Source organism: Rhodococcus olei, assembly GCF_039540555.1.
GTDB classification, from domain to species: Bacteria; Actinomycetota; Actinomycetes; order Mycobacteriales; family Mycobacteriaceae; genus Rhodococcus_G; species Rhodococcus_G olei.
Window position 1 is genome coordinate 43,748 of record NZ_BAABFB010000068.1, and the last position, 19,557, is coordinate 63,304.

Sequence of the window (19,557 nt, forward strand, 5' to 3'; positions counted from 1 at the left end):
CTGACCGCCGGGGAGATGGCGCTGGCGGCGCTCGTCGCGGCGGCCGTCGCCGCGGTCGGTCTCGTCGCGTTCTCGGTCGTCGACTGGCCGGCGTTCAACTCCTCCAACGTCACCCGCGCACTGACGACCGTCGGCCAGGTGGTCGCGCTGGCGCTGCTCGGGCTGTCGGTGTGGCTGCTCCGCGCCGGCCGCGCCCCGCTGGTCGCGAAGCTGGCGTCGTGGGTGGGCGTCTCGGGGTTCGTCACCGTCACCCTCGGCATGCCGCTCGCGGCGACGACGCTGTACCTCCACGGGGTCTCCGTCGACCAGGAGTTCCGCACCGAGTTCCTGACCCGGATGACGGACACCGCCCGCCTCGACGACATGACCTACGCGGACCTGCCGTCGTTCTATCCGGCCGGATGGTTCTGGATCGGCGGTCGCGTCGCGAACCTGCTCGGCATGGACGGCTGGGAGGTGTTCAAGCCGTATGCGATCGCGTCCCTCGCGGTCGCGGCGGTCGTCTCGCTCGTGTTGTGGTCCAAGCTGATTCGCAGGGACCTGGCCGTCGTCGCGACCGCAGCGACCACGGCGCTGACGCTCGCGTTCGCGTCCCCCGAGCCGTACAGCGCGGTCCTCGTCATGCTGCTGCCGCCGGCACTGGTGCTGGCCTGGGGTGCGCTGTACCGGCCCGGGAACGTCCGCGGCGGCGGCTGGGGCGCGACCCTCGGGACCGGGCTGTTCCTCGGCCTGGCCGCCACCTTCTACACCCTCTACCTCGGTTACGCCGCGTTCGCGGTGACGGTGATGGCGTTGATCGCGGCCGGTGTCGCGGTGCGCGCGAACGGAATCCGCGCCGCCGTCGACCCCATGCTGCGGCTGGTCGCGATCGCCGCGATCGCCGGACTGGTTGCGCTGACGGTGTGGACGCCGTTCCTGCTGGCGCTGCCCACCCACTCGCTCGCCGGGTCCGGCACGGCCACCCACTACCTGCCCGAGCCCGGCGCCACCCTGCCGTTGCCGATGTTCGACGCGTCCCTCGTCGGCCTGCTGTGCCTGCTCGGGACCGTGTGGCTGATCGGGCGGGCCGCGTCGTCGCGCCGCGCCCAGGCCCTCGGCATCGGCGCCCTCTCCGTGTACCTGTGGTCGCTGTTGTCGATGGCGTTCACCGCGGTCGGGACCACCCTGCTCTCCTTCCGGCTCGAACCGGTGCTGCTGGTGCTGCTGGGCACGGCAGGCGTGTTCGGATTCGTCGACGCCACCCGCTGGTTGATCCTCGCGACCAGCGAGAACCCACGGATCAAGGCCGTCGCGATCGCGGTCGGCGCGCTCGGCGCGCTCGCGTTCGCGCAGTCCGTCCCGCACCACCTGAGCCCGGAGATCACCATCGCGTACACCGACACCGACGGCGACGGCGTGCGCGCGGACAAGCGGCCGCCGGGTGCCGCGTCGTACTACGGGAAGGTCGACGAGGCGATCCTGGCCCAGCGACCGGGACCGCGGGACGGGACCGTCGTCCTGACCGCCGACACCAGCTTCCTGTCGTACCACCCCTACCTCGGGTTCCAGGCGCTGACGTCGCACTACGCCAATCCGCTCGCCCAGTTCGACGAGCGGGCCGCCGCGATCGCGAAGTGGGCCGAGTCGGGGTCGCCCGACGCCCTGATCGCGGCGATGGACGAATCCCCGTGGCGCGCACCGGACGTCTTCGTGTTCCGGTCCGGCGACGACGGCTACACCCTGCGCCTGGCGCAGGACGTCTACCCGAACGACCCGAACGTCAAGCGCTACACCGTCACGTTCGACAAGTCACTGTTCGACGACCCACGGTTCAGCGTCACCGAGGTCGGGCCGTTCGTCGTCGTGGCGCGCCACTGACCCCGGTCCGCCCGCTCTCCACCTGACCTCGACCCGGCACACATCTCTCGACTCCCGTCGGCCTTCCACCACCCCTTGCGTATACCCCCTAGGGGTATTATCGTTGCCGCTGGAACACCGACACGACGAGAGGCGCGACGATGAACGTCCACACCCACCACACGAACCACACCGCCCACCACCACGGCCCGGCGGACACCCATGCGGGTCATGCCGGTCACGCCGCCACCGGTCACACCGCACATGCAGCCGACGTCCCGGGCGGCCTGCAGATCACCCAGGACGGATACACGCTGGACCTGGGCGAGACCGTCGTCCACCCCGGCGACGTCGACCTCCGGTTCCGCATCCTCGGCCCGGACGGCCGACCGGTCACCGACTACACGCCGATCCACGACCGCGACCTGCACCTGATCGTCGTGCAACGCGAGCTGACGGGTTTCCGGCACGTACACCCCGAGCTCGCGGACGACGGCACCTGGTCGGTTCGACTGAACCTGCCCGAGGCCGGCGCCTACCGCGTGTTCACCGACGTCTCGCCGACCCTCCTCGGGCACACCATCACCCTAGGTGCCGATCTCGCCGTCGCCGGAACCTACGATCCGCAGCCCACGCCGAAGCAGAACCGCACCGCCGTCGTCGACGGCTACGAGGTGACTCTCGACGGGGACCTCGTCACCGGTGCCGGCGATCTGCTGACGCTGACCGTGCGCAAGGACGGCCGGCCCGTCACCGACCTGCAGCCCTACCTGGCCGCCTTCGGCCACCTGGTGGTGCTCCGCGCCGGCGATCTGGCCTACGTCCACGTCCACCCGAAGGGGGAACCCGGCGACGGCATCACGGCTTCCGGCCCGGACATCACCTTCCACACCGCGGTGCCCGGCACCGGAAACTACCGGCTCTTCCTCGATTTCAAGCACGGCGACATCGTCCGGACCGCCGCCTTCACCCTGACCACCGCACACCGCCACTGACACCCGAGCCCGAAGGAGATCCCATGTGCGACTGCTGCTGTCCACGATCGCGCGGCCCACCCTCCCCTCCTCCACACCTGCGAAGGAAACACAGCGATGACCGGCCCGACCATCACCTCACTGTTCGCCCACCGCGACTACCTACGACTGTTCACCGCCCAGGTGTCGGCCCTGTTCGGCACCGGATTGACCACCGTCGCACTGGGACTGCTCGCCTACGAACTCGCCGGCTCGGACGCGGCCGCGGTGCTCGGTACCGCGCTGACGATCAAGATGATCGTCTACGTCACGGTCGCCCCGATCGTCGCCGCCTACGCCGACCGGTTCCCCCGCCGCCCGTTCCTGGTCGGGCTCAACGTGATCCGCGCCGCGATGGTGCTCACGCTGCCCTTCATCGACCAGATCTGGCAGATCTACGTGCTGATCGCCGTGCTGCAGACCGCCTCGGCCGCATACACGCCGACCTACCAGGCGATCATCCCCGACATCCTCCCCGACGAGCGCGAGTACACCCGGGCACTGTCGGCCGCGCAGCTCGCCGCGACGATGGAGACCCTGCTGAGCCCGATGCTGGCCGCGGTGGCCCTGACCCTGGTCAGCTTCCACTGGCTGTTCGTCGGCACCGCCGTCGGATTCGCAGTCTCCGCCATCCTGGTGATCGCCACCCGCATTCCCGACACCTCCGCCGCCACCGAGGGCACGTTCCGGGACCGGATCACGATCGGCATGCGGATCTTCGCCGCGACGCCGCGGCTGCGGGGGCTGCTCGGCCTGAACCTGGCGGTCGCGGCGGCGGGCTCGGTGGTGATGGTCAACACCGTCAACTACGTGCGGGACACACTCGGCGGCACCCAGTCCGGTGTGGCACTGCTGTTGGCCGCCAACGGTTTCGGCACGATGCTCGTCGCCCTGTCGGTACCCCGGGTCCTCGACCGGACCGGAGCCCGGCCGGTGATGCTGGCCGGAGGCACGGCGCTGATCGCCGGTCTCGGAGCGGCCGTGCTGATGTCCCTCGCGGGCGGGGGCGCCTGGCGCTGGGCCGCCGCGATCGGGACGTGGGCCGTGGTCGGCGCGGGTACCGCGGCAGTGCTCACCCCCACCGGTCAGGTACTGCGGCGGTCGTCGCACCCGGGCGACCGGCCCGCACTGTTCGCCGCCCAGTTCTCGCTCTCGCACCTGGCGTGGCTGGTCACGTATCCGATCGCCGGCTGGCTGGCCGCCGCGGGCATGACCACCACCTGGGTGACGCTGTCGGCGATCGGTGCCGTCGGGCTCGGTGCGGCGCTGCGGATGTGGCCGCGCCACGATCCGGAGGAGATCACGCACCTGCACGCCGCGGGATCCCTCGATCCCGCCGAACTGGCCGGCGCCGACCGGGTGGCCGACGACCTCTACCGGCACACCCACGTGTTCGTCATCGACGCCGCACACCGGCATTGGCCGACAGCGGCGCAGCAACAATGGGCCCTGGCCGCGTGATCCCGCTCCGCGCGACGGGTCACGAGATGGTTCTCGCCCGGACCGTCACGCGGGCAGCAGCATCCACAGCGCGAGGTACAGCAGGATCGCGGTGCCGCCGGTGACGAACGCCGCGATCACGGCGCCGGCACGCACCAGGTTGGCGTCGATGCCGAAGTACTCGGCGACGCCGCCGCACACACCGCCGAGCATGCGCTGCGACGTGGAGCGGGCGAAGGGCTTGGGGGCGTTGCTCTCGAATGTCATGCGCCCAGCCTGCCGTTCGGGGGTGGGTCCTGACATCCGGTGATGCCCTGATCCGCACCCTGATCTTTCGGCTCGGGGTGTCCGGGAACGGACGCGACACGGCGGCCGGTCGAGGTGACCGGCCGCCGTGTCCCGAGATCGGTCAGGCCCGGCGCAGCGGCATGATCGACCGCACGCCGGCGTCGCGCAGGTACAGCCCGCCCCAGACGAGGATGCCGACGTAGACCGGGGACAGGATCGTGCTGAGCAGCGGCTGCTCGGTCAGGATGTTGCACGCGACCGCCCCGCCGAGGTAGCCGGTGAGCAGGACCGCGCCGAGGATCGAGGTGACCGGGGTCAGGTACAGCGCCAGGCACACCAGCATCACGATGCCCATCACGTACGGCGCGTAGTCCGGGAAGCCGTACTCGACCATCGAGTCGCGGACCGGCGCGATGTTCGCCAGGTGGATGGCCGCGTCGAAGAGCAGGAACGCCACCACGAGAGCGGTGACGACGAGGCCTGCGACGCGGGCCCGGGGCGACACCGGGCGGGCGGGAGCGGTGGACGCGGGGGTGGTGATCGGGGTGGCGGTCATGGCGGGCTCCTCGGGTTCCGGGCGCTCCGCGCTGGGCGCGCGGAGCCGTTGCTCAGATAGACCCGTGCGCGCCCGAAAACTCATCGCGCTACCCGCCGGACCACGCCTGCGCATCCAAGCGAGACCCTGGCCGGAGGTGACGGCGCCCGGTCATCCGCGAGCTCCCGCAACCTTCGCGACCCGATCACCGTGGCCCAGTCGGCCCGTAGTTGGTCGAAGATCCTCGCCGACCCGGCGCCGGCTGTCGGCCCCCCGCGCGGTCAGCACCACCAGCTTCGCCCGCGCATCGGACAAGTACGGCTGCCGCGCAACATATCCCCGATCCTCGAGTCGTTCGATAGTCGTGCCGGCCGCCTGCCTGGCTCGCCGGCGGGGGCCGTCGAGCGCCCGGCGTACGCGCAGTGCGGCCCGGGAGGCGCTGCGGACCTTCACGCTCGCAGTGCTCGACATCGCCGACGGGGTCTCCGGGACACATGTGCGCGCGGTTCGCCTGAGCGGCCGCCCAGCACTTTCGCGAACCGGCCCCGCTGCCACACCAGTGATGTCATCATCGATGACATCACTGGTGTGGCAGCATGAGAGGGAGCACACGATGGTCGACGACGGTTCGCGCACGCGACTGACGCAAGAGGTCATCGTGGACGCCGCCGTACAGATCGCCGCCCGGGGCCGGCCCGACGGGCTGACCGGACGAGCCCTCGGCGAGGAACTCGGCGTCGACCGGTCGGCGGTGTGGCGGCACTTCGCCGACAAGGACGCGCTCCTGCGCGCGGTCGGCGACCGGCTGCTGACGATGGCGCACGATCGCGTCCCCGCCGGGCTCGGCCCGAAGCAGCGGATGGAACGCCTCGCAAGTGCGGTGGTCGCGGTGTTCACCGAGCATCCCCATGTCGGCGCCGCCGTTGCCCCGCGCACTACCCGCGGCCCCGGCGAGTTCGCCCTGGTCGAGATGATGCTCACCGCGCTCGACGAGCTGGGGCTGGAGCCGGCGGATGTGGTCCGCTACCAACGGATGCTCGCCGAATCGGTGCTGTCCTACGCGGGGATGCGCGCCGGCTACGCGATGCTGCCGGACACGCTGCGCGCAGGCGACGAACGCGCCTGGGCCCGCGAGTACGTGGGCGCGGACCCGGCGCGGTATCCCGCGATCGCCGCACACGCCCCCGCGCTCGCCGAGCTGAGCCCGGACCTGGTGCTCGACACCCTGATCGAGGCGTTCTGGACGGCCGTCGACGCCAAGGCCCACGCCGCGGCCACCCGCGAGCGCACGGACTGACCGCGCCCGCACGGCGCCGCCGACCACCCGTACCCATACCCGATTCGAGGATCACCCGCGCATGACCGAGCCCGGCACCACCACCGAACCCGCCACCACGGCCGCCGAGCCCCCCGCCGCCGAGCCCGAGCCCCCGGGTCGGCGCTCCCGGCTGCGCACGGCCGCGATCGTCGTCCCGGTGGTCGCCGCGACGCTGGTGGCGGCGACCTATGCAGCCGCCGCGGTGCTCGAGATCCCCGCGCCGCCCACCCTGGTCCGGCTGCTGACCGAGGCACCGTCGAGGCAGGGTCAGCTGTACCCGTCCCGTGCGGTGGCGGCATCGCCCGATCCCGCTCCGCTGCAGGCGAACCCGATTCCGCTGCCCGAGACGGTGCCGTGGAAGGGGGAGCAGATCCCGGTCGCGCAGTTCCTCGAGACCACCCACACCAACGCGTTCCTGGTGGTGCGCAACGGCGCGCTCACCCACGAGTGGTACCGCGACGGCGTCGAGGCCACCACGCCGCTGTCCTCGTGGTCCATGGCCAAGTCGGTCGTCTCGCTGATGATCGGGCAGGCGGTCGACGCCGGCAAGCTCCGCGAGGACGACCGGCTCGTCGACATCCTGCCGGAGCTCGCGACCGGCGGCGAGTACGACACCGTGACGGTCCGGCACCTGCTGGACATGACCGCGGGCGTCGACGTGTCCGAGAACTACAACCCGTACTGGCCGCTGACCGGCACGGCCCGGATGTACCTGACCCAGGACCTCGACGAATTCGTCGCCGATCACCGCCAGGTCACGTACACCCCGGGCAGCGCGGGCGACTACCGGAGCGTCGAGACCGAGCTCCTGGGACAGATACTGGCCCGGGTCGAGGGCAAGCCGCTCACCGACCTGCTCGAGCGGAACCTGTGGGCCCCGATCGGCGCCGAGGACGGCGCCACCTGGAATCTCGACCGGCCCGGCGGCCGGGAAAAGGCGTTCTGCTGCCTCAACGCGACCGCACGCGACTACGCCAAGATCGGCCGGCTCGTCCTCGACGGTGGGCGCGCCGGCGACACCCAGGTCGTCCCGCCCGCCTGGATCGAACGCATCAGCACCCCTGCCCCGCACCGGGTCACGAACGAGAACTGGGGTTACTCCGCGCAGTGGTGGCACCCCACCCCCGACAGCCCGGACCTGTCCGCGCTCGGCGTCTACGGCCAGTACACCTATGTCGACCCGGCCACCGGCACCGTCATCGTCAAGCTCAGCGACCACGGCACCGAGCAGGACGAACAGGCGACGTTCGAGGTACTCCGGGCGATCGCGGACGCCTAGGTTCGCGGGTCCCGGCCGAGGAAGGCCAGCAGCCGCTCCCCCGGTCCCGCCCCCGCCGGGATCTCGACGGGGGCGGCGAAGCGGGCCGGACGGTCCGCATCGCTGACGAAAAGCGTTGCACAGATAAGCAATTCCTCGGCGAGGTCCGGCGGGATCGGCCGGTCGCGACGGCACGCCCTGGCGACGTCCCACCCGTGCACGGCGACCTCCAGGGCACCGGCGGCGGGCACGATGCCCGCCGCCATCGAGACGCCACCGATCTGGATCCCCTCCGGGTCGCCCGAGCGCGCCCACGACCCGAGCAGTCGGCAGGCGCGATCGCACAGCGCCGCAACGGGATCGGCCGCGGGATCGGACCCAGCCGCGACGAACTCGAGCGCGATGTGCCGGTCCAGGGCAGCCTCCTGCAACGTGCCGAGGGCGTCGTACATGTGCGCCAACAGCTCTCGCAGGTCCCACCCTCGACAGGGCGTGGCTCTGTCCATCGACTCCTCGGTCACGAGCTGCAGGCTGCCCACCGTGTAGGCGATCGAACGCTCCAGCAAGGCAACCGGGTCGGCCAACGGCCACGCCACCGTGGCGCCGGTCATGACCCGGCCGGCAACGTCTCGGGCAGTCCGAACTTGCCGAACAGCGACACGTCGAAGAACACGGTCACATGACCGATCCCGGAGGGCCCGAGCGAGACCACCTGCAGCTGGAAAGCGGAGTACACGCCATCGGGGCCCCGCATGTACATCGCGAACGCGGGCTGCCCGTTCGATACCGTGGGGATCAGCTTCATGTCCCCCGGACCCTGTGCGGGACAATTGTTCTCGATCAGGGTGCGGATCGCGTCGGGACCCTGGTACCAGCCGACGAAAGGCGGCATCTCCCAGACGGCGTCCTGGGTGAACAGCTCCTCGAGGGCGGCCATGTCGTAGGTCTCGAAGGCCGCCATGTACCGGTCGAGCAGCTCGCGCTGGTCCGGCGCGACCGGCTCCACGACGGCGTCCTCAGCGGGCGCCGCCCGATCGATCTGCGCACGGGCCCGTTGCAGCGCGCTGTTCACGGCCGCCGTGCTGATGCCGAGCAGTTCCCCCACCTCCGCGGCAGGCCAGGCCAGCACCTCACGCAGGATCAGCACCGCCCGCTGCTTCGGCGGCAGGAACTGCAGCGCGGCGATCAGCGCCAGCCGGATGCTCTCGCGAGAGGTGGCGACCACCGCGGGATCGCTCGCCGCGGTGCCGAGCAGGGCGTCGGGGATCGGTTCGAGCCAGGGCACCTCGCCCTGCTCGACGAGCTCGCCTGCCGGGTCCGAGCTCGGCGCGCCGAGACCGGTGGGCAGCGGGCGCTTGCCCTTGCTCTCCAGCGCCGTCAGGCAGGTGGTCGTCGCGATCCGATACAACCAGGTACGCAGCGACGAGCGCCCCTCGAACTTCTCGTACGCGCGCCACGCCTTCAGGTACACCTCCTGGACCAGGTCCTCGGCATCGTGCACCGAACCGGACATCCGGTAACAGTGCGCCAGCAGCTCGCGCCGATACGGCTCCGCCAGCGGAGCGAAGTCCTCCTGGACCGCGCTGTCGGTCATGGTCCCCACCTCTCGGTTGTGTGTCGTCGTCCATACAGACTCTCCGGCCGACCGAAACTCATCGCGATCCGGCGACGAGATTTCAGATCCGGGCCGGTGCGTACCAGTGAACACCTTCCGACACGGAGGGTTCTCGCATTTGTCCGCCGACGGCCGCAGATCGCCGCTCGAACTCCGGCATTGACACAATTAAGGTCGCGGCCTTAACGTGGCCCTTGTGACCAGGACCACATCGCGCGAGGCCATGATCGACGCAGCCGAACAGATCGTCGCCGAAAGAGGCATGCCCGCACTGACGCTCAAGGACGTCCAGATCGCGGCGGGGCAATCCAACAAGTCGGCAGCGAAGTACCACTTCGGGTCCCGGGAGGGACTGATCGAGGCCGTGGTCGAGGCGCGCGGGTCGGCCGTGAATGCACGGCGGCAGGCACTACTCGACGAGATGGAAGGCCACGGAACCCCGCTGACCGCGCGGCAGGCCGTGGAGGCAATGGTGTGGCCGCTGGCCTCCGAGACGCTGAGCCGTCCCGGAAGCCGGTATGCCCGGTTCCTGGTCCAGGCCCTGTTCGACCCCGCGCTGGCAGATCTGATCAAGCAACACCTGAGCTCGGAAAGCTACAGGCGCGTACATCAATTGATGGTCGACGCCTGCCTGGCACCACGCGAGATCGCGGAGTGGCGCGCCGTGAACGTGGTCGTGTTCAGCATTTCCGTTCTCGCCGCGTACGAGAGCAGCGACCGCACGCAAGACCAGAGAACGGCGACCGTCACCGATCTCATCGACAGCTGCGTCGCCATCCTCGAGACCTCACCCAGCACAGACCCCGGAACCCAAGGAGTCAGCCCATGACCTATGCACTTCCCGTCACCGCAGTACCCACTCCCACCGATCCGCTCGCGGCCTACGGCCCACTCGTTGCCACGAGAATGCCGGAAACCCTGGAAGAGCGTCCGTACGAACTGTTCACGCTCACGCCGCACACACCGACCATCGGTGCGGAGATCGCGGGGATCAGGCTCAGCGGTGGACTTTCCGACGAGGTGCTCGCCGAGCTGCGCCGCGCACTGCTGGAATGGAAGGTCCTGTTCTTCCGCGACCAGGACATCGATCGCAGCGAGCACCGAGACTTCGCGGCACGGTGGGGCGAGCTCGAGCAACACCCGTTCTTCAAGTACACCCAGCCGGGCCAGAGCGATGCCGATGTGGCCACCCTGGCCAAGGACGCGATGTCGGTCGGCGTGGAGAACGTCTGGCACAACGACGTCACCTGGCACGAGTTCCCTTCGTATGCAGCAGTTCTGCGGGCCGTGGAGATTCCCTCCGTGGGTGGCGACACACTGTGGGCAGACACCGGCGCCGCCTATGACCTGCTCCCGGAGGACATCCGGTCCCGGATCGACGGCCTCGAGGCCGAACACGACTGGATGCAATCGTTCGGGACCAGGATGCCGGAGGAGGCGGTGGCGCACCTCCGCCCGCACTTTCCGCCGGTCACCCACCCCGTGGTGCGGGTGATCCCCGAGTCGGGCCGGCGCGTGTTGTTCGTCAATTCCGCCTTCACACAGCGGATTCTGGGCGTCTCGGACGACGAATCGAACGAACTCCTCCGACTGCTGTACCGACACGTCCAGCGTCCCGAGTTCCAGGTGCGTCTGCGGTGGCAGAAGGACACGATCGCGTTCTGGGACAACCGATCCTGTCAGCACTATGCCGCGAGCGACTACTTCCCGGCTCGTCGGGTCATGGAGCGCATCTCGATCGTCGGCGACACCCCTGTGGGCGTGTCCGGTGCGAGCGATCGGATGTGAACGGATGGAGTCACAAGTCGTATCCATGAGCCGGGGCCGCATCGTCACGGTGCTCGCCTTCATCATCCTGCTGTCGGAGATCGCCACATTCGAGATCCTCATGGTTCTCCCGGCGTTGCCACACATGGCACCCGCTTTCCAGACCCTGGACATCGCGTGGGTCGTCTCGATCGTGACGCTGGCGGGTGGCACCACGATGCCGCTCGTCGGCAAGGCCTCGGACAAATGGGGCAAGAAGCGGGTGATTCTCTCGCTCGCCGTGTTCTTCATCGCGGGAAGTGTGCTGTGCGCGCTGGCGACGTCGTTCGCCATGTTGATGGCCGGACGGATCCTGCAGGGCTCCTTGATGGGAATCGTCACGATCTCCTATGGCTTGATCCGCGACATCATTCCGCGCGACGTCGTGCCGATCGCCCTCGGCGCCGCGGTCACAGGGATCGGGATGTCGGCGATCGCGAGCCCGTTCATCGCGGGCTGGCTCATCGACCACACCGGATACCAGGGAATCTTCTGGTTCATGGCGGCCTACGTGGCCGTCCTGATCCCCTTCTATGCACTGATCGTTCCAGAGAGCCCGGTCCGGGTGGACCGGCCGCTGGACTACCTCGGGGTCGTCCTGCTCGGTCCGGGGATCGGCATCATGCTCGTCGGCATCACCAGGGGCGCGCGGGTCGGGTGGACCGATGCCCTGACCCTCGCCGCTCTCATCGGCGGGGCCGCGATGCTGGTGGGATTCGTTGTGTGGCAACGCTTTGCACCCAGCCCCCTGATCGATCTCAACGTCTTGTTCGGCAGAAGGTTCGGTCCGACCGTGCTCGCAGTGGCCTGCATCTCGTGGATGATGAGCGCCCATTCCCTGCTGGTCCCGACCATGTTGCAGACGCCCGCGGGTCTGCCGGGGATCAGCTACGGTTCCGGCCTGTCCGCGATGCAGTTCGCGATCTGGACGTGCCCGCTCGGCGTCGTGTCGATGTTCGCGGGTCCGGTCGGCGGAATCATCTCCAAGCGAATCGGCGCACGATACGTGCTGTTGACCGCAGCCGTGTCGTTCCTGGTCGTGATGTTCCTGGGTTCGCGTCTGTTCACGATCCAGTGGCAGGTCGCGGTCATGAGTTCCATCATGGGTTTCGCCGTCGGATTCCTGCACTCGTCGAATGCGAACCTGATTCAGGACGCGCTGCCTGCCTCGCAGGGCGGCATCGGCAACGCGATCAGTGGCATGGGTTCGCTGTTGGCCGGCGGGATCGCGACCACCCTGACCGGGGTGGTGATGTCACGCCACGTGCTCGCGGTGAACCCGCAGACGCACGCCGTGCTGTATGCCGACAGCGCGATCACTCGTGGCTACCTGTACGCCGCGCTCGTCGGCGTCGTGGGCCTCGGCGTCGCGCTGATCATGCGGCACGGTCGCACTCCTGCGCAGGGCGGTTTGCGGCAGGACACCCCACCGGACGCCGTCGGTGTCGTCGAACCCGTCGGCCTTGCCCCGACCACTCCGTGACGACCGGTCACGCGACATTCTCCGGCCGAGAGCCGCAATCCGTCATTGCGCTCCGCCCAGTCGCACCACCTCACACCTTCTCACCGTGCGAATACTCCTGAAGGACCAGCCATGTCACTCAACCTCGCGGATCTCACCGAAGCGCTCATCGATGGGGTTCCAGACAAGATCGCGCTCGTGTGCGGCGACGACACCCGGACGTTCATCGAGTTCGACGCCGGCGCGAACCGGATCGCACATCACCTCACCGCTCGAGGAATCCGGCCCGGCGAACACGTCGGCCTCCACGGCCGCAACAGCATCGAGTACGTCGAGTCGCTGCTCGGCTGCCTCAAGGTGCGCGCGGTCCCGGTCAACGTCAACTTCCGCTACATCGACGCCGAGCTGACGTACCTCTACAACGACGCAGAACTGGCCGCGGTGGTCGCGGACGGCGAGTTCAGCGACGTCATCGCCGAGGTGCTGCCCAAGTGCCCCACGCTGCGACACATCGTGCTCATCGGCGAGGCCGCCGGACCGGCCCTCGCGACCGCCGCTGCGGCGGCAGGTGTTTCGGTGGTCGACTTCCACACGGCCGTCGCCGAACAGTCACCCGGACGAGACTTCCCCGAACGCAGCAGCGACGACCGATACGTCATCTACACCGGCGGCACCACCGGCATGCCCAAGGGTGTCATGTGGCGTCACGAGGACTTCTACTTCGCCGCGCTGAGCGGCGGCAACCTCATGGGGGCACCGATTCTGTCCGGTGCCGAGCTGGCGGCCGCCGCGGCCGCCAACGCGGACCCGCTGTCCTACTTGCTCACCGCGCCGCTCATGCACGGTGCGGCGTCCTACTCACTGTTCACCTGCATGTTCATGGGCTCCAAGCACGTGCTCATGCCCAGGTTCGAGCCCGTCGAGGCGCTCAGGCTCATCGAGAAGCACAAGCTCCGCTGCGTTCAGCTCGTCGGCGACGCGATCGCCCGGCCGCTCGCCGACGCCATCGCCGAGAACCGTGACCGCTTCGACCTCAGCTCACTGTGGGCCATCGGCTCAGGCGGCGCTCTCTGGTCGGCCACCGTGCGCGAGCAGCTGCAGGAACTCCTTCCGAATGTGGTATTGCGCAACGGTTTCGGTTCATCCGAGTCCGGAAACGACGGCGAGCTGAAGGCGAGCGAGGACGGGCTGCTGCGGATGTCGCCGTCACCCAAGGTGCGCGTCGTCGACGCCGACTTCGCGACGATCGTTCCCGGCTCGGACGAGATCGGCTACCTCGCGCACGTGGGGCACGTCCCGATCGGGTACTTCGGCGATCCGGAGAAGAGCGCAGCGACGTTCCCGGTGGTCGACGGCGTCCGCCTGTCCGTGCTCGGTGACCTCGCCCGCGTCGAGGAGGACGGCTCGATCGTCGTCCTCGGCCGCGGCTCCTCGTGCATCAACACCGGCGGCGAGAAGGTGTACGCCGAGGAGGTCGAGGAGGCCATCAAGGCTCATCCCGACGTACTCGACGCGGTCGTCGCCGGGATCCCCGACCCGACCTACGGCCAGCGGGTCTCGGCGGTGATCCAGGCCCGCGCCGACGCGGACGCACCCGGCCGTGACGACCTCATCGCGCACTGCCGCACTCTGATCGCCGGCTACAAGGTGCCGCGGACCGTGGTGGTGGTCCCCGAGATCGTCCGCTCGCCGAGCGGAAAGGCGGACTACCGCTGGGCGAAGGCAACTCTCGAAGCCGCCGGCTGACCACTCCGAGCGCATCCGACATCGATTCCCCCTATTTCTGAGGATTGTTCATGACCATTGGAATGAGTGACGCGGACCGCGAACTCCGCGATTCGGTGCGCGGTTGGGCCGCCCGGCACGCCGGCCCGACCGTGATCCGCGAGGCCGTCGACGCCAAGACCGAGACTCGGCCCGTGTTCTGGGGTTCGCTCGCCGAGCTCGGCCTGTTGGGCCTCCACCTGCCCGAGGAGTTCGGCGGCGGTGGCTACGGTTTGGTCGAAACCGCCGTCGTCGTAGAGGAACTCGGCCGTGCGATGGTGCCGGGCCCGTTCCTGCCGACCGTGATCGTCTCCGCGGTCCTGCACGAGGCCGGCCGCACCGCCGAACTGCCCGGTTTGGCAGACGGCAGCCTGTTCGGCGCCGTCTCGCTACAGCCGGGTGGGCTTCGCCTCACCCGGGGCGGCGGCACGGTCACCCTGTCCGGCACGTCCAGCCACATCCTCGGCGGCCAGGTGGGCGATCTGTTCCTGCTCGCCGCCACCGACATCACCGGCGACCTCGCGTTCGTGGTGGTCCCGCGGGATCGCCTCGAGGTGACCGAGCTGCCGAGCCACGACGTGGTGCGCCGCAACGCCGAGGTCACCGTCGACGGGCTGGCTCTGGCCGATGGTGAGGTGCTGGAACTGGATTCGCGGCAGGTCCAGGGGGTCGCCGCGGCGCTGTTCGCGGCCGAAGCCTCCGGTCTCGCGGACTGGGCCACCACGACGGCAGCCGATTATGCGCGGGTGCGGCGGCAGTTCGGCCGGGTGATCGGCCAATTCCAGGGCGTCAAGCACAAGGCCGCCCGCATGCTCGCCCTCACCGAGCAGGCCCGCGTCACCGCCTGGGACGCCGCCCGCGCCCTCGACGAGGACACCGACGACCGCGAGGCGTCGCTGGCCGCCGCGGTCGCAGCCGCGGTCGCACCGGAGGCGGCGTTCCAGGTGACCAAGGACTGCATCCAGATCCTCGGCGGCATCGGCTACACCTGGGAACACGACGCGCACCTGTATTTGCGGCGGGCACAGTCGCTGCGGATCCTGCTCGGCTCCACCGCGTTCTGGCGACGCCGCGTCGCGCAACTGACGTTGGGCGGTGTGCGGCGGGTGCTCAGCGTCGAGCTACCGGCGGAGGCGGAGCAGATCCGCACGGAGGTCCGCACCGAACTGGCACCCGCCCTCGACCTCGAAGGGAATGCCCGCAAGGCCTATCTCGCGGAGAAGGGATACACGGCGCCGCACCTGCCCGCGCCGTGGGGCAAGGGTGCCGACGCGGTCACCCAGCTCGTGATCGCGCAGGAGCTGCGGGCTGCACAGGTCACACCGCACGACATGATCATCGGAAACTGGGTGATCCCCACCCTCATCGCGCACGGCGACGACGAGCAGCTGCAGCGCTTCGTGCCGCCCTCGCTGCGCGGCGACATCGTGTGGTGTCAGTTGTTCTCCGAACCCGGCGCCGGCTCGGACCTGGCCGCCCTGTCCACCAAGGCGACCAAGGTCGACGGCGGGTGGAAGCTCAACGGCCAGAAGGTGTGGACGTCGATGGCCCGCACCGCGGACTGGGGCATCTGCCTGGCCCGCACCGACGCCGACGTCCCCAAGCACAAGGGCCTGTCCTACTTCCTCATCGACATCAAGAACAGCGGCCTCGACATCCGCCCGCTGCGCGAGATCACCGGCGAGGCCCTGTTCAACGAGGTGTTCTTCGACGACGTGTTCGTCCCGGACGAGTGCCTGCTCGGCGCGCCCGGCGACGGCTGGAAGCTGGCCCGCACCACCCTCGCGAACGAGCGGGTGTCGCTGTCGAACGACTCGTCCCTCGGTTCCGGTGGTGAGGCGCTGCTGGACCTGGCCGCCGAGCTCCCGAGCTGCCTGGACCACGAGCAGCTGGCCGTACTGGGGAAGGTGTTGTGCGACGCGCAGTCCGGCGGACTGATGGGCCTGCGCACCACACTGCGCTCACTCACCGGCGGTCAGCCCGGCGCCGAGTCGTCGATCTCGAAACTGCTCGGTGTCGAGCACATCCAGCAGGTGTGGGAGGTCGCGATGGACTGGGCCGGCCCGAGCGCACTGCTCGGCGACCAGGGTCGGTCCGCGACGCGGATGTTCCTGAGCTCGCAGAATCTGTCGATCGCCGGCGGCACCACCAACGTCCAGCTGAACATCATCGCCGAGCGAATCCTGGGTCTCCCCCGAGACCCCGAGCCCGGAACGTGACACCGGCCGTCGACTCCGGAGACCGTCCACCAAACACGTGATGGGCGAATACAACACGCGGCGTCCAGCGGCTTGGGCGTCGCCAATGCGCGAGGAGAAATTGTGGGTAATCCGGTCATCGTTGATGCTGCGCGGTCGCCGTACGGTCGGCGGGGCGGTTGGCTGTCCGGACTGCACGCGGCGGAACTGCTGGCGGCCGTCCAGGCGGGCTTGCTCGAACGCCTGCAGCTGGACCCGAACATCATCGAGCAGGTCATCGGCGGATGTGTGACCCAGGCGGGCGAACAGGCATCGAACGTCAGCCGCAACGCATGGTTGCACGCGGGCCTGCCCGAGCGCACCGGCGTGACGACCATCGACGCGCAGTGCGGCTCCGGGCAGCAGTCGGTGAACCTGATCGCAGCCCAGATCGCGGCCGGTGTCATCGAGGCCGGCATGGCGTGCGGAGTCGAGGCAATGTCGCGGGTTCCGTTGTTGTCCAACATCTCCGGGGAGTTCGGCCACCCTCGGCCTCAGGGATGGACGGTCGACATCCCCGCCCAGTTCCTCGGCGCCGATCGTATTGCGCGGCGGCGCGGCTTCACCCGGCAGGAGCTGGATGCATTCGGTCTCCGGTCGCAGCAGCGGGCCGCGCTCGCGTGGGAGGAGGGTCGGTTCGACCGGCAGATCATCCCGGTCACGGCGCCAGGTGCCGACGGAGGCGAGCCCACCGTCGTCACGCGCGACCAGGGTTTGCGCGAGACGTCGATGGAAGCCCTGGCCCGCCTGAAGCCCGTGCTCGACGACGGCCTGCACACCGCGGGCACCTCCTCGCAGATCTCGGACGGCGCGGCCGCCGCGGTGCTGATGGACGAGACCGTGGCGCGAGGACTCGGCCTGCGTCCGCGGGCCCGAATCGTCATGCAGTGCTTGATCGGTGCCGAGACCCGTTTTCTCCTGGACGGGCCCGTCCAGGCGGTCGAGCTGCTGCTCGACCGTTCGCGGATGTCGGTGAAGGACATCGACCTGTTCGAGGTCAACGAGGCGTTCGCGGCGGTCCCGATGTCGATGGCGCGGGTCCATGGCGTCGGCGAGGACCGACTCAACGTCAACGGTGGCGCGATCGCACTGGGGCACCCGGTCGGCTCGTCCGGGGTACGACTCATCGCGGCGGCGATCGACGAGTTGGAACGCCGTGACGGTGAGCGGGCGCTCGTCGCCGTGTGCGCCGGCGGCGCGATGGCGAGCGGGGCAATCATCGAGCGGATGTGACGTCCGTCGACGCTCGGCACGGGCGGACGAAGGAGAGGACGACGCGCGGGCGCGGGCACCATCGCCGTGCTCACGAGCGCCGCGCTGATCGTCTCGTGACGACGGCACCGGCGCGAGACCCCGGCCCGCGGTCGAACGCACGTCGCTCGCCTGGCGTCGAACCGCGCTGTGCGCCGGCGGCTGCTGCGCTCTTCGTCAACCAGGTCGTGCAGCGGGAACGGAGCGCCGCGGCAATCCCCTGGTTGCCGACGGCGGGCATGATGCTGGGGCTGGCGGCGATCGGTCACCTTCGGGCACGCCGGCCACGCGAGGGAAGAACGACCGCGAACAGTCACCCGGTGGCGGCGGGCGCGTGTGTGATTGCGCTGGGGGCCTTGTCGGCGGGCATGGCCGGATTCTTGTCTCGATGACGTCCTTGCCCGCAGACACAACCAAATCGGCCCCCGGCCTGGCGAACTCGGTTCGCCAGGCCGGGGGCCGTATGCGTTCGAGCGGCCAACGAGACGCTGCGCGCACCACCCGGACCAGTTGTTCGGCCGCACGCGCGCAGTCGTTGCGGGTGTAGCCGAGCCGGGACACGTTCGCAGGCGTCGGCTCATAGGACAACCTGTTTCCGCGACCCTGGACGATGAAGGCATCCGGTAGCAGCGGGTGCTCCTCGTCGCGCTCGTCCACGACCCGATTCCCACCGGCGGCGTCGACGAGCATCTGGAAGAACTCGCGGAACGAGAGATTCCGGTCGCCAACGAGATACGCGGCACCCGGCTCCGCATTCTGCAGGGCGTCCCAGATCGCCTCAGCCAACGACCGGGCAGGCATGTGGTTCGTGCCGCCCACGGGAGCGAAGTCGGGAACATCGGGCTCGTCTCCGGACGCCCACGAGATCATCCGCCGATATCGACTGTTCATACCGAGCGGCGCCCCACGACCGGAGGAGTCCCGATGAGCGAGAACGACATCAGGAGGTCGGGTCGGCGCTCAGACCGCGGTGAGCACCAGCGGCCCGTCGACGGTGACGGCGATGGTGTGCTCGCTGTGCGCGGCGCGCGACCCGTCCAGGGTGCGCAGCGTCCAGCCGTCGGCGTCGTGCCGGTAGTCGTCACCGCCGCCACGGATCAGCATCGGCTCGAGCGCGAGGACCAGCCCCGGCCGCAACCGCATCCCGCGTCCCGCAGGGCCCTCGTTCGGCACGTCCGGGTCCTCGTGCATCGCGCGACCGATGCCGTGCCCACCGTGGTCGGCGAGCACACCGCGGCCGCGGGACCGGGCGAACGATCCGATCGCATCGGCGATGTCGCCGAGCCGGTTTCCGGCACGCGCGGCGGCGATGCCGCGGGCGAGTGCCTCGTCGGTGTCGGCGATCAGCCGCAGGTCCTCCGGGTCGGCGTCGCCGACGACGAAGCTGATCGCGGCGTCGCCGCACCAGCCGTCGACGAACGCGCCGCAGTCGATGCTGACCAGATCGCCGTCCGCGAGCCGCGGACCCTCCGGGATCCCGTGCACGACGGCGTCGTTCACGCTGGCGCAGATCACCCCCGGGAACGGGGTCGGCGCCCAGTTCGGGTGGTAACCGAGGAACGCCGGCTGCGCCCCGGCGTCCGCGAGCGCGGCGGCGGCCGCCGCATCGATCTCGCGCAGGCTCACCCCGACCGCCGCCGCGTCGCGGGCCGCGGCCAGAGCGGCGGCCACGACGCGGCCGGCCTCTCGCATCGCGTCGATCTCCCCGGCCGTCTTCAGTTCCACCATCACCAC

General features: G+C 69.6%; 16 protein-coding genes. 11 read left to right on the forward strand and 5 right to left on the reverse strand.

Going from position 1 to position 19,557, the window contains the following annotated elements:
* The first annotated feature begins 15 nt into the window (after positions 1 to 15).
* From ABD951_RS23095 to ABD951_RS23105, 3 genes are all read left to right on the forward strand, one after another.
* Positions 16 to 1,857 (forward strand): galactan 5-O-arabinofuranosyltransferase, encoded by a 1,842-nt coding sequence (locus ABD951_RS23095; RefSeq protein WP_345351007.1) that lies wholly within the window; start codon positions 16 to 18, stop codon positions 1,855 to 1,857.
* Positions 1,858 to 1,997: 140 nt separating this feature from the next.
* A complete protein-coding gene (locus ABD951_RS23100; protein ID WP_345350875.1) occupies positions 1,998 to 2,831 on the forward strand; it encodes a hypothetical protein in 834 nt (277 codons plus the stop codon).
* 96 nt (positions 2,832 to 2,927) lie between these two features.
* A complete protein-coding gene (locus ABD951_RS23105) occupies positions 2,928 to 4,310 on the forward strand; it encodes an MFS transporter (protein ID WP_345350878.1) in 1,383 nt (460 codons plus the stop codon).
* 45 nt (positions 4,311 to 4,355) lie between these two features.
* Here the strand turns inward: ABD951_RS23105 and ABD951_RS23110 are convergent, their stop codons facing one another.
* Both ABD951_RS23110 and ABD951_RS23115 read right to left on the reverse strand, forming a co-directional pair.
* On the reverse strand, positions 4,356 to 4,556 hold the full coding sequence (locus tag ABD951_RS23110; RefSeq protein ID WP_345350881.1) for a PspC domain-containing protein: 201 nt from the start codon (positions 4,554 to 4,556) through the stop codon (positions 4,356 to 4,358).
* Positions 4,557 to 4,698: 142 nt separating this feature from the next.
* On the reverse strand, positions 4,699 to 5,133 hold the full coding sequence (locus tag ABD951_RS23115) for a DoxX family protein (RefSeq protein ID WP_345350884.1): 435 nt from the start codon (positions 5,131 to 5,133) through the stop codon (positions 4,699 to 4,701).
* Between the two features lie 592 nt (positions 5,134 to 5,725).
* Between ABD951_RS23115 and ABD951_RS23120 the strand changes: the two genes are divergently transcribed.
* Entirely contained in the window at positions 5,726 to 6,409 is a 684-nt protein-coding gene (locus ABD951_RS23120; RefSeq protein ID WP_345350887.1) for a TetR/AcrR family transcriptional regulator, read from the forward strand.
* Between the two features lie 61 nt (positions 6,410 to 6,470).
* On the forward strand, positions 6,471 to 7,709 hold the full coding sequence (locus ABD951_RS23125; RefSeq protein WP_345350890.1) for a serine hydrolase domain-containing protein: 1,239 nt from the start codon (positions 6,471 to 6,473) through the stop codon (positions 7,707 to 7,709).
* Here the strand turns inward: ABD951_RS23125 and ABD951_RS23130 are convergent.
* Both ABD951_RS23130 and ABD951_RS23135 read right to left on the reverse strand, forming a co-directional pair.
* Entirely contained in the window at positions 7,706 to 8,299 is a 594-nt protein-coding gene (locus ABD951_RS23130) for a TIGR03086 family metal-binding protein (RefSeq protein ID WP_345350893.1), read from the reverse strand. The two genes, ABD951_RS23125 and ABD951_RS23130, sit on opposite strands and share 4 nt — an antisense overlap.
* Positions 8,296 to 9,363, reverse strand: coding sequence for a sigma-70 family RNA polymerase sigma factor (locus ABD951_RS23135; RefSeq protein WP_425569926.1), 1,068 nt, complete (start codon positions 9,361 to 9,363; stop codon positions 8,296 to 8,298). Before ABD951_RS23135 ends, ABD951_RS23130 begins: the two co-directional genes overlap by 4 nt.
* Before the next feature lie 136 nt (positions 9,364 to 9,499).
* On the opposite strand from ABD951_RS23135, the gene ABD951_RS23140 reads away from it, so the two are divergent.
* From ABD951_RS23140 to ABD951_RS23165, 6 genes are all read left to right on the forward strand, one after another.
* The gene (locus ABD951_RS23140; RefSeq protein ID WP_345350899.1) at positions 9,500 to 10,132 is read left to right on the forward strand and encodes a TetR/AcrR family transcriptional regulator; all 633 of its coding nucleotides are present in this window, start codon (positions 9,500 to 9,502) and stop codon (positions 10,130 to 10,132) included.
* Positions 10,129 to 11,091: a TauD/TfdA dioxygenase family protein gene (locus ABD951_RS23145; RefSeq protein WP_345350902.1), complete on the forward strand. Its 963-nt coding sequence runs from the start codon at positions 10,129 to 10,131 to the stop codon at positions 11,089 to 11,091. The genes ABD951_RS23140 and ABD951_RS23145 overlap by 4 nt, the downstream gene beginning before the upstream one ends.
* A 4-nt stretch (positions 11,092 to 11,095) precedes the next feature.
* Positions 11,096 to 12,592 carry an MFS transporter gene (locus ABD951_RS23150; RefSeq protein WP_345350905.1) on the forward strand — a complete coding sequence of 499 codons (1,497 nt, stop codon included), beginning with the start codon at positions 11,096 to 11,098 and terminating at the stop codon, positions 12,590 to 12,592.
* Between the two features lie 111 nt (positions 12,593 to 12,703).
* Positions 12,704 to 14,317 (forward strand): acyl-CoA synthetase, encoded by a 1,614-nt coding sequence (locus ABD951_RS23155; protein WP_345350908.1) that lies wholly within the window; start codon positions 12,704 to 12,706, stop codon positions 14,315 to 14,317.
* A gap of 50 nt (positions 14,318 to 14,367) precedes the next feature.
* Positions 14,368 to 16,554, forward strand: a complete 2,187-nt coding sequence (locus ABD951_RS23160; protein WP_345350911.1) for an acyl-CoA dehydrogenase family protein — start codon at positions 14,368 to 14,370, stop codon at positions 16,552 to 16,554.
* Positions 16,555 to 16,656: 102 nt separating this feature from the next.
* Entirely contained in the window at positions 16,657 to 17,805 is a 1,149-nt protein-coding gene (locus tag ABD951_RS23165) for a steroid 3-ketoacyl-CoA thiolase (protein WP_345350914.1), read from the forward strand.
* A gap of 978 nt (positions 17,806 to 18,783) precedes the next feature.
* On the opposite strand, the gene map is transcribed toward ABD951_RS23165, so the two are convergent.
* The gene (map, locus tag ABD951_RS23170; protein WP_345350917.1) at positions 18,784 to 19,551 is read right to left on the reverse strand and encodes a type I methionyl aminopeptidase; all 768 of its coding nucleotides are present in this window, start codon (positions 19,549 to 19,551) and stop codon (positions 18,784 to 18,786) included.
* Between the last annotated feature and the right edge of the window lie 6 nt (positions 19,552 to 19,557).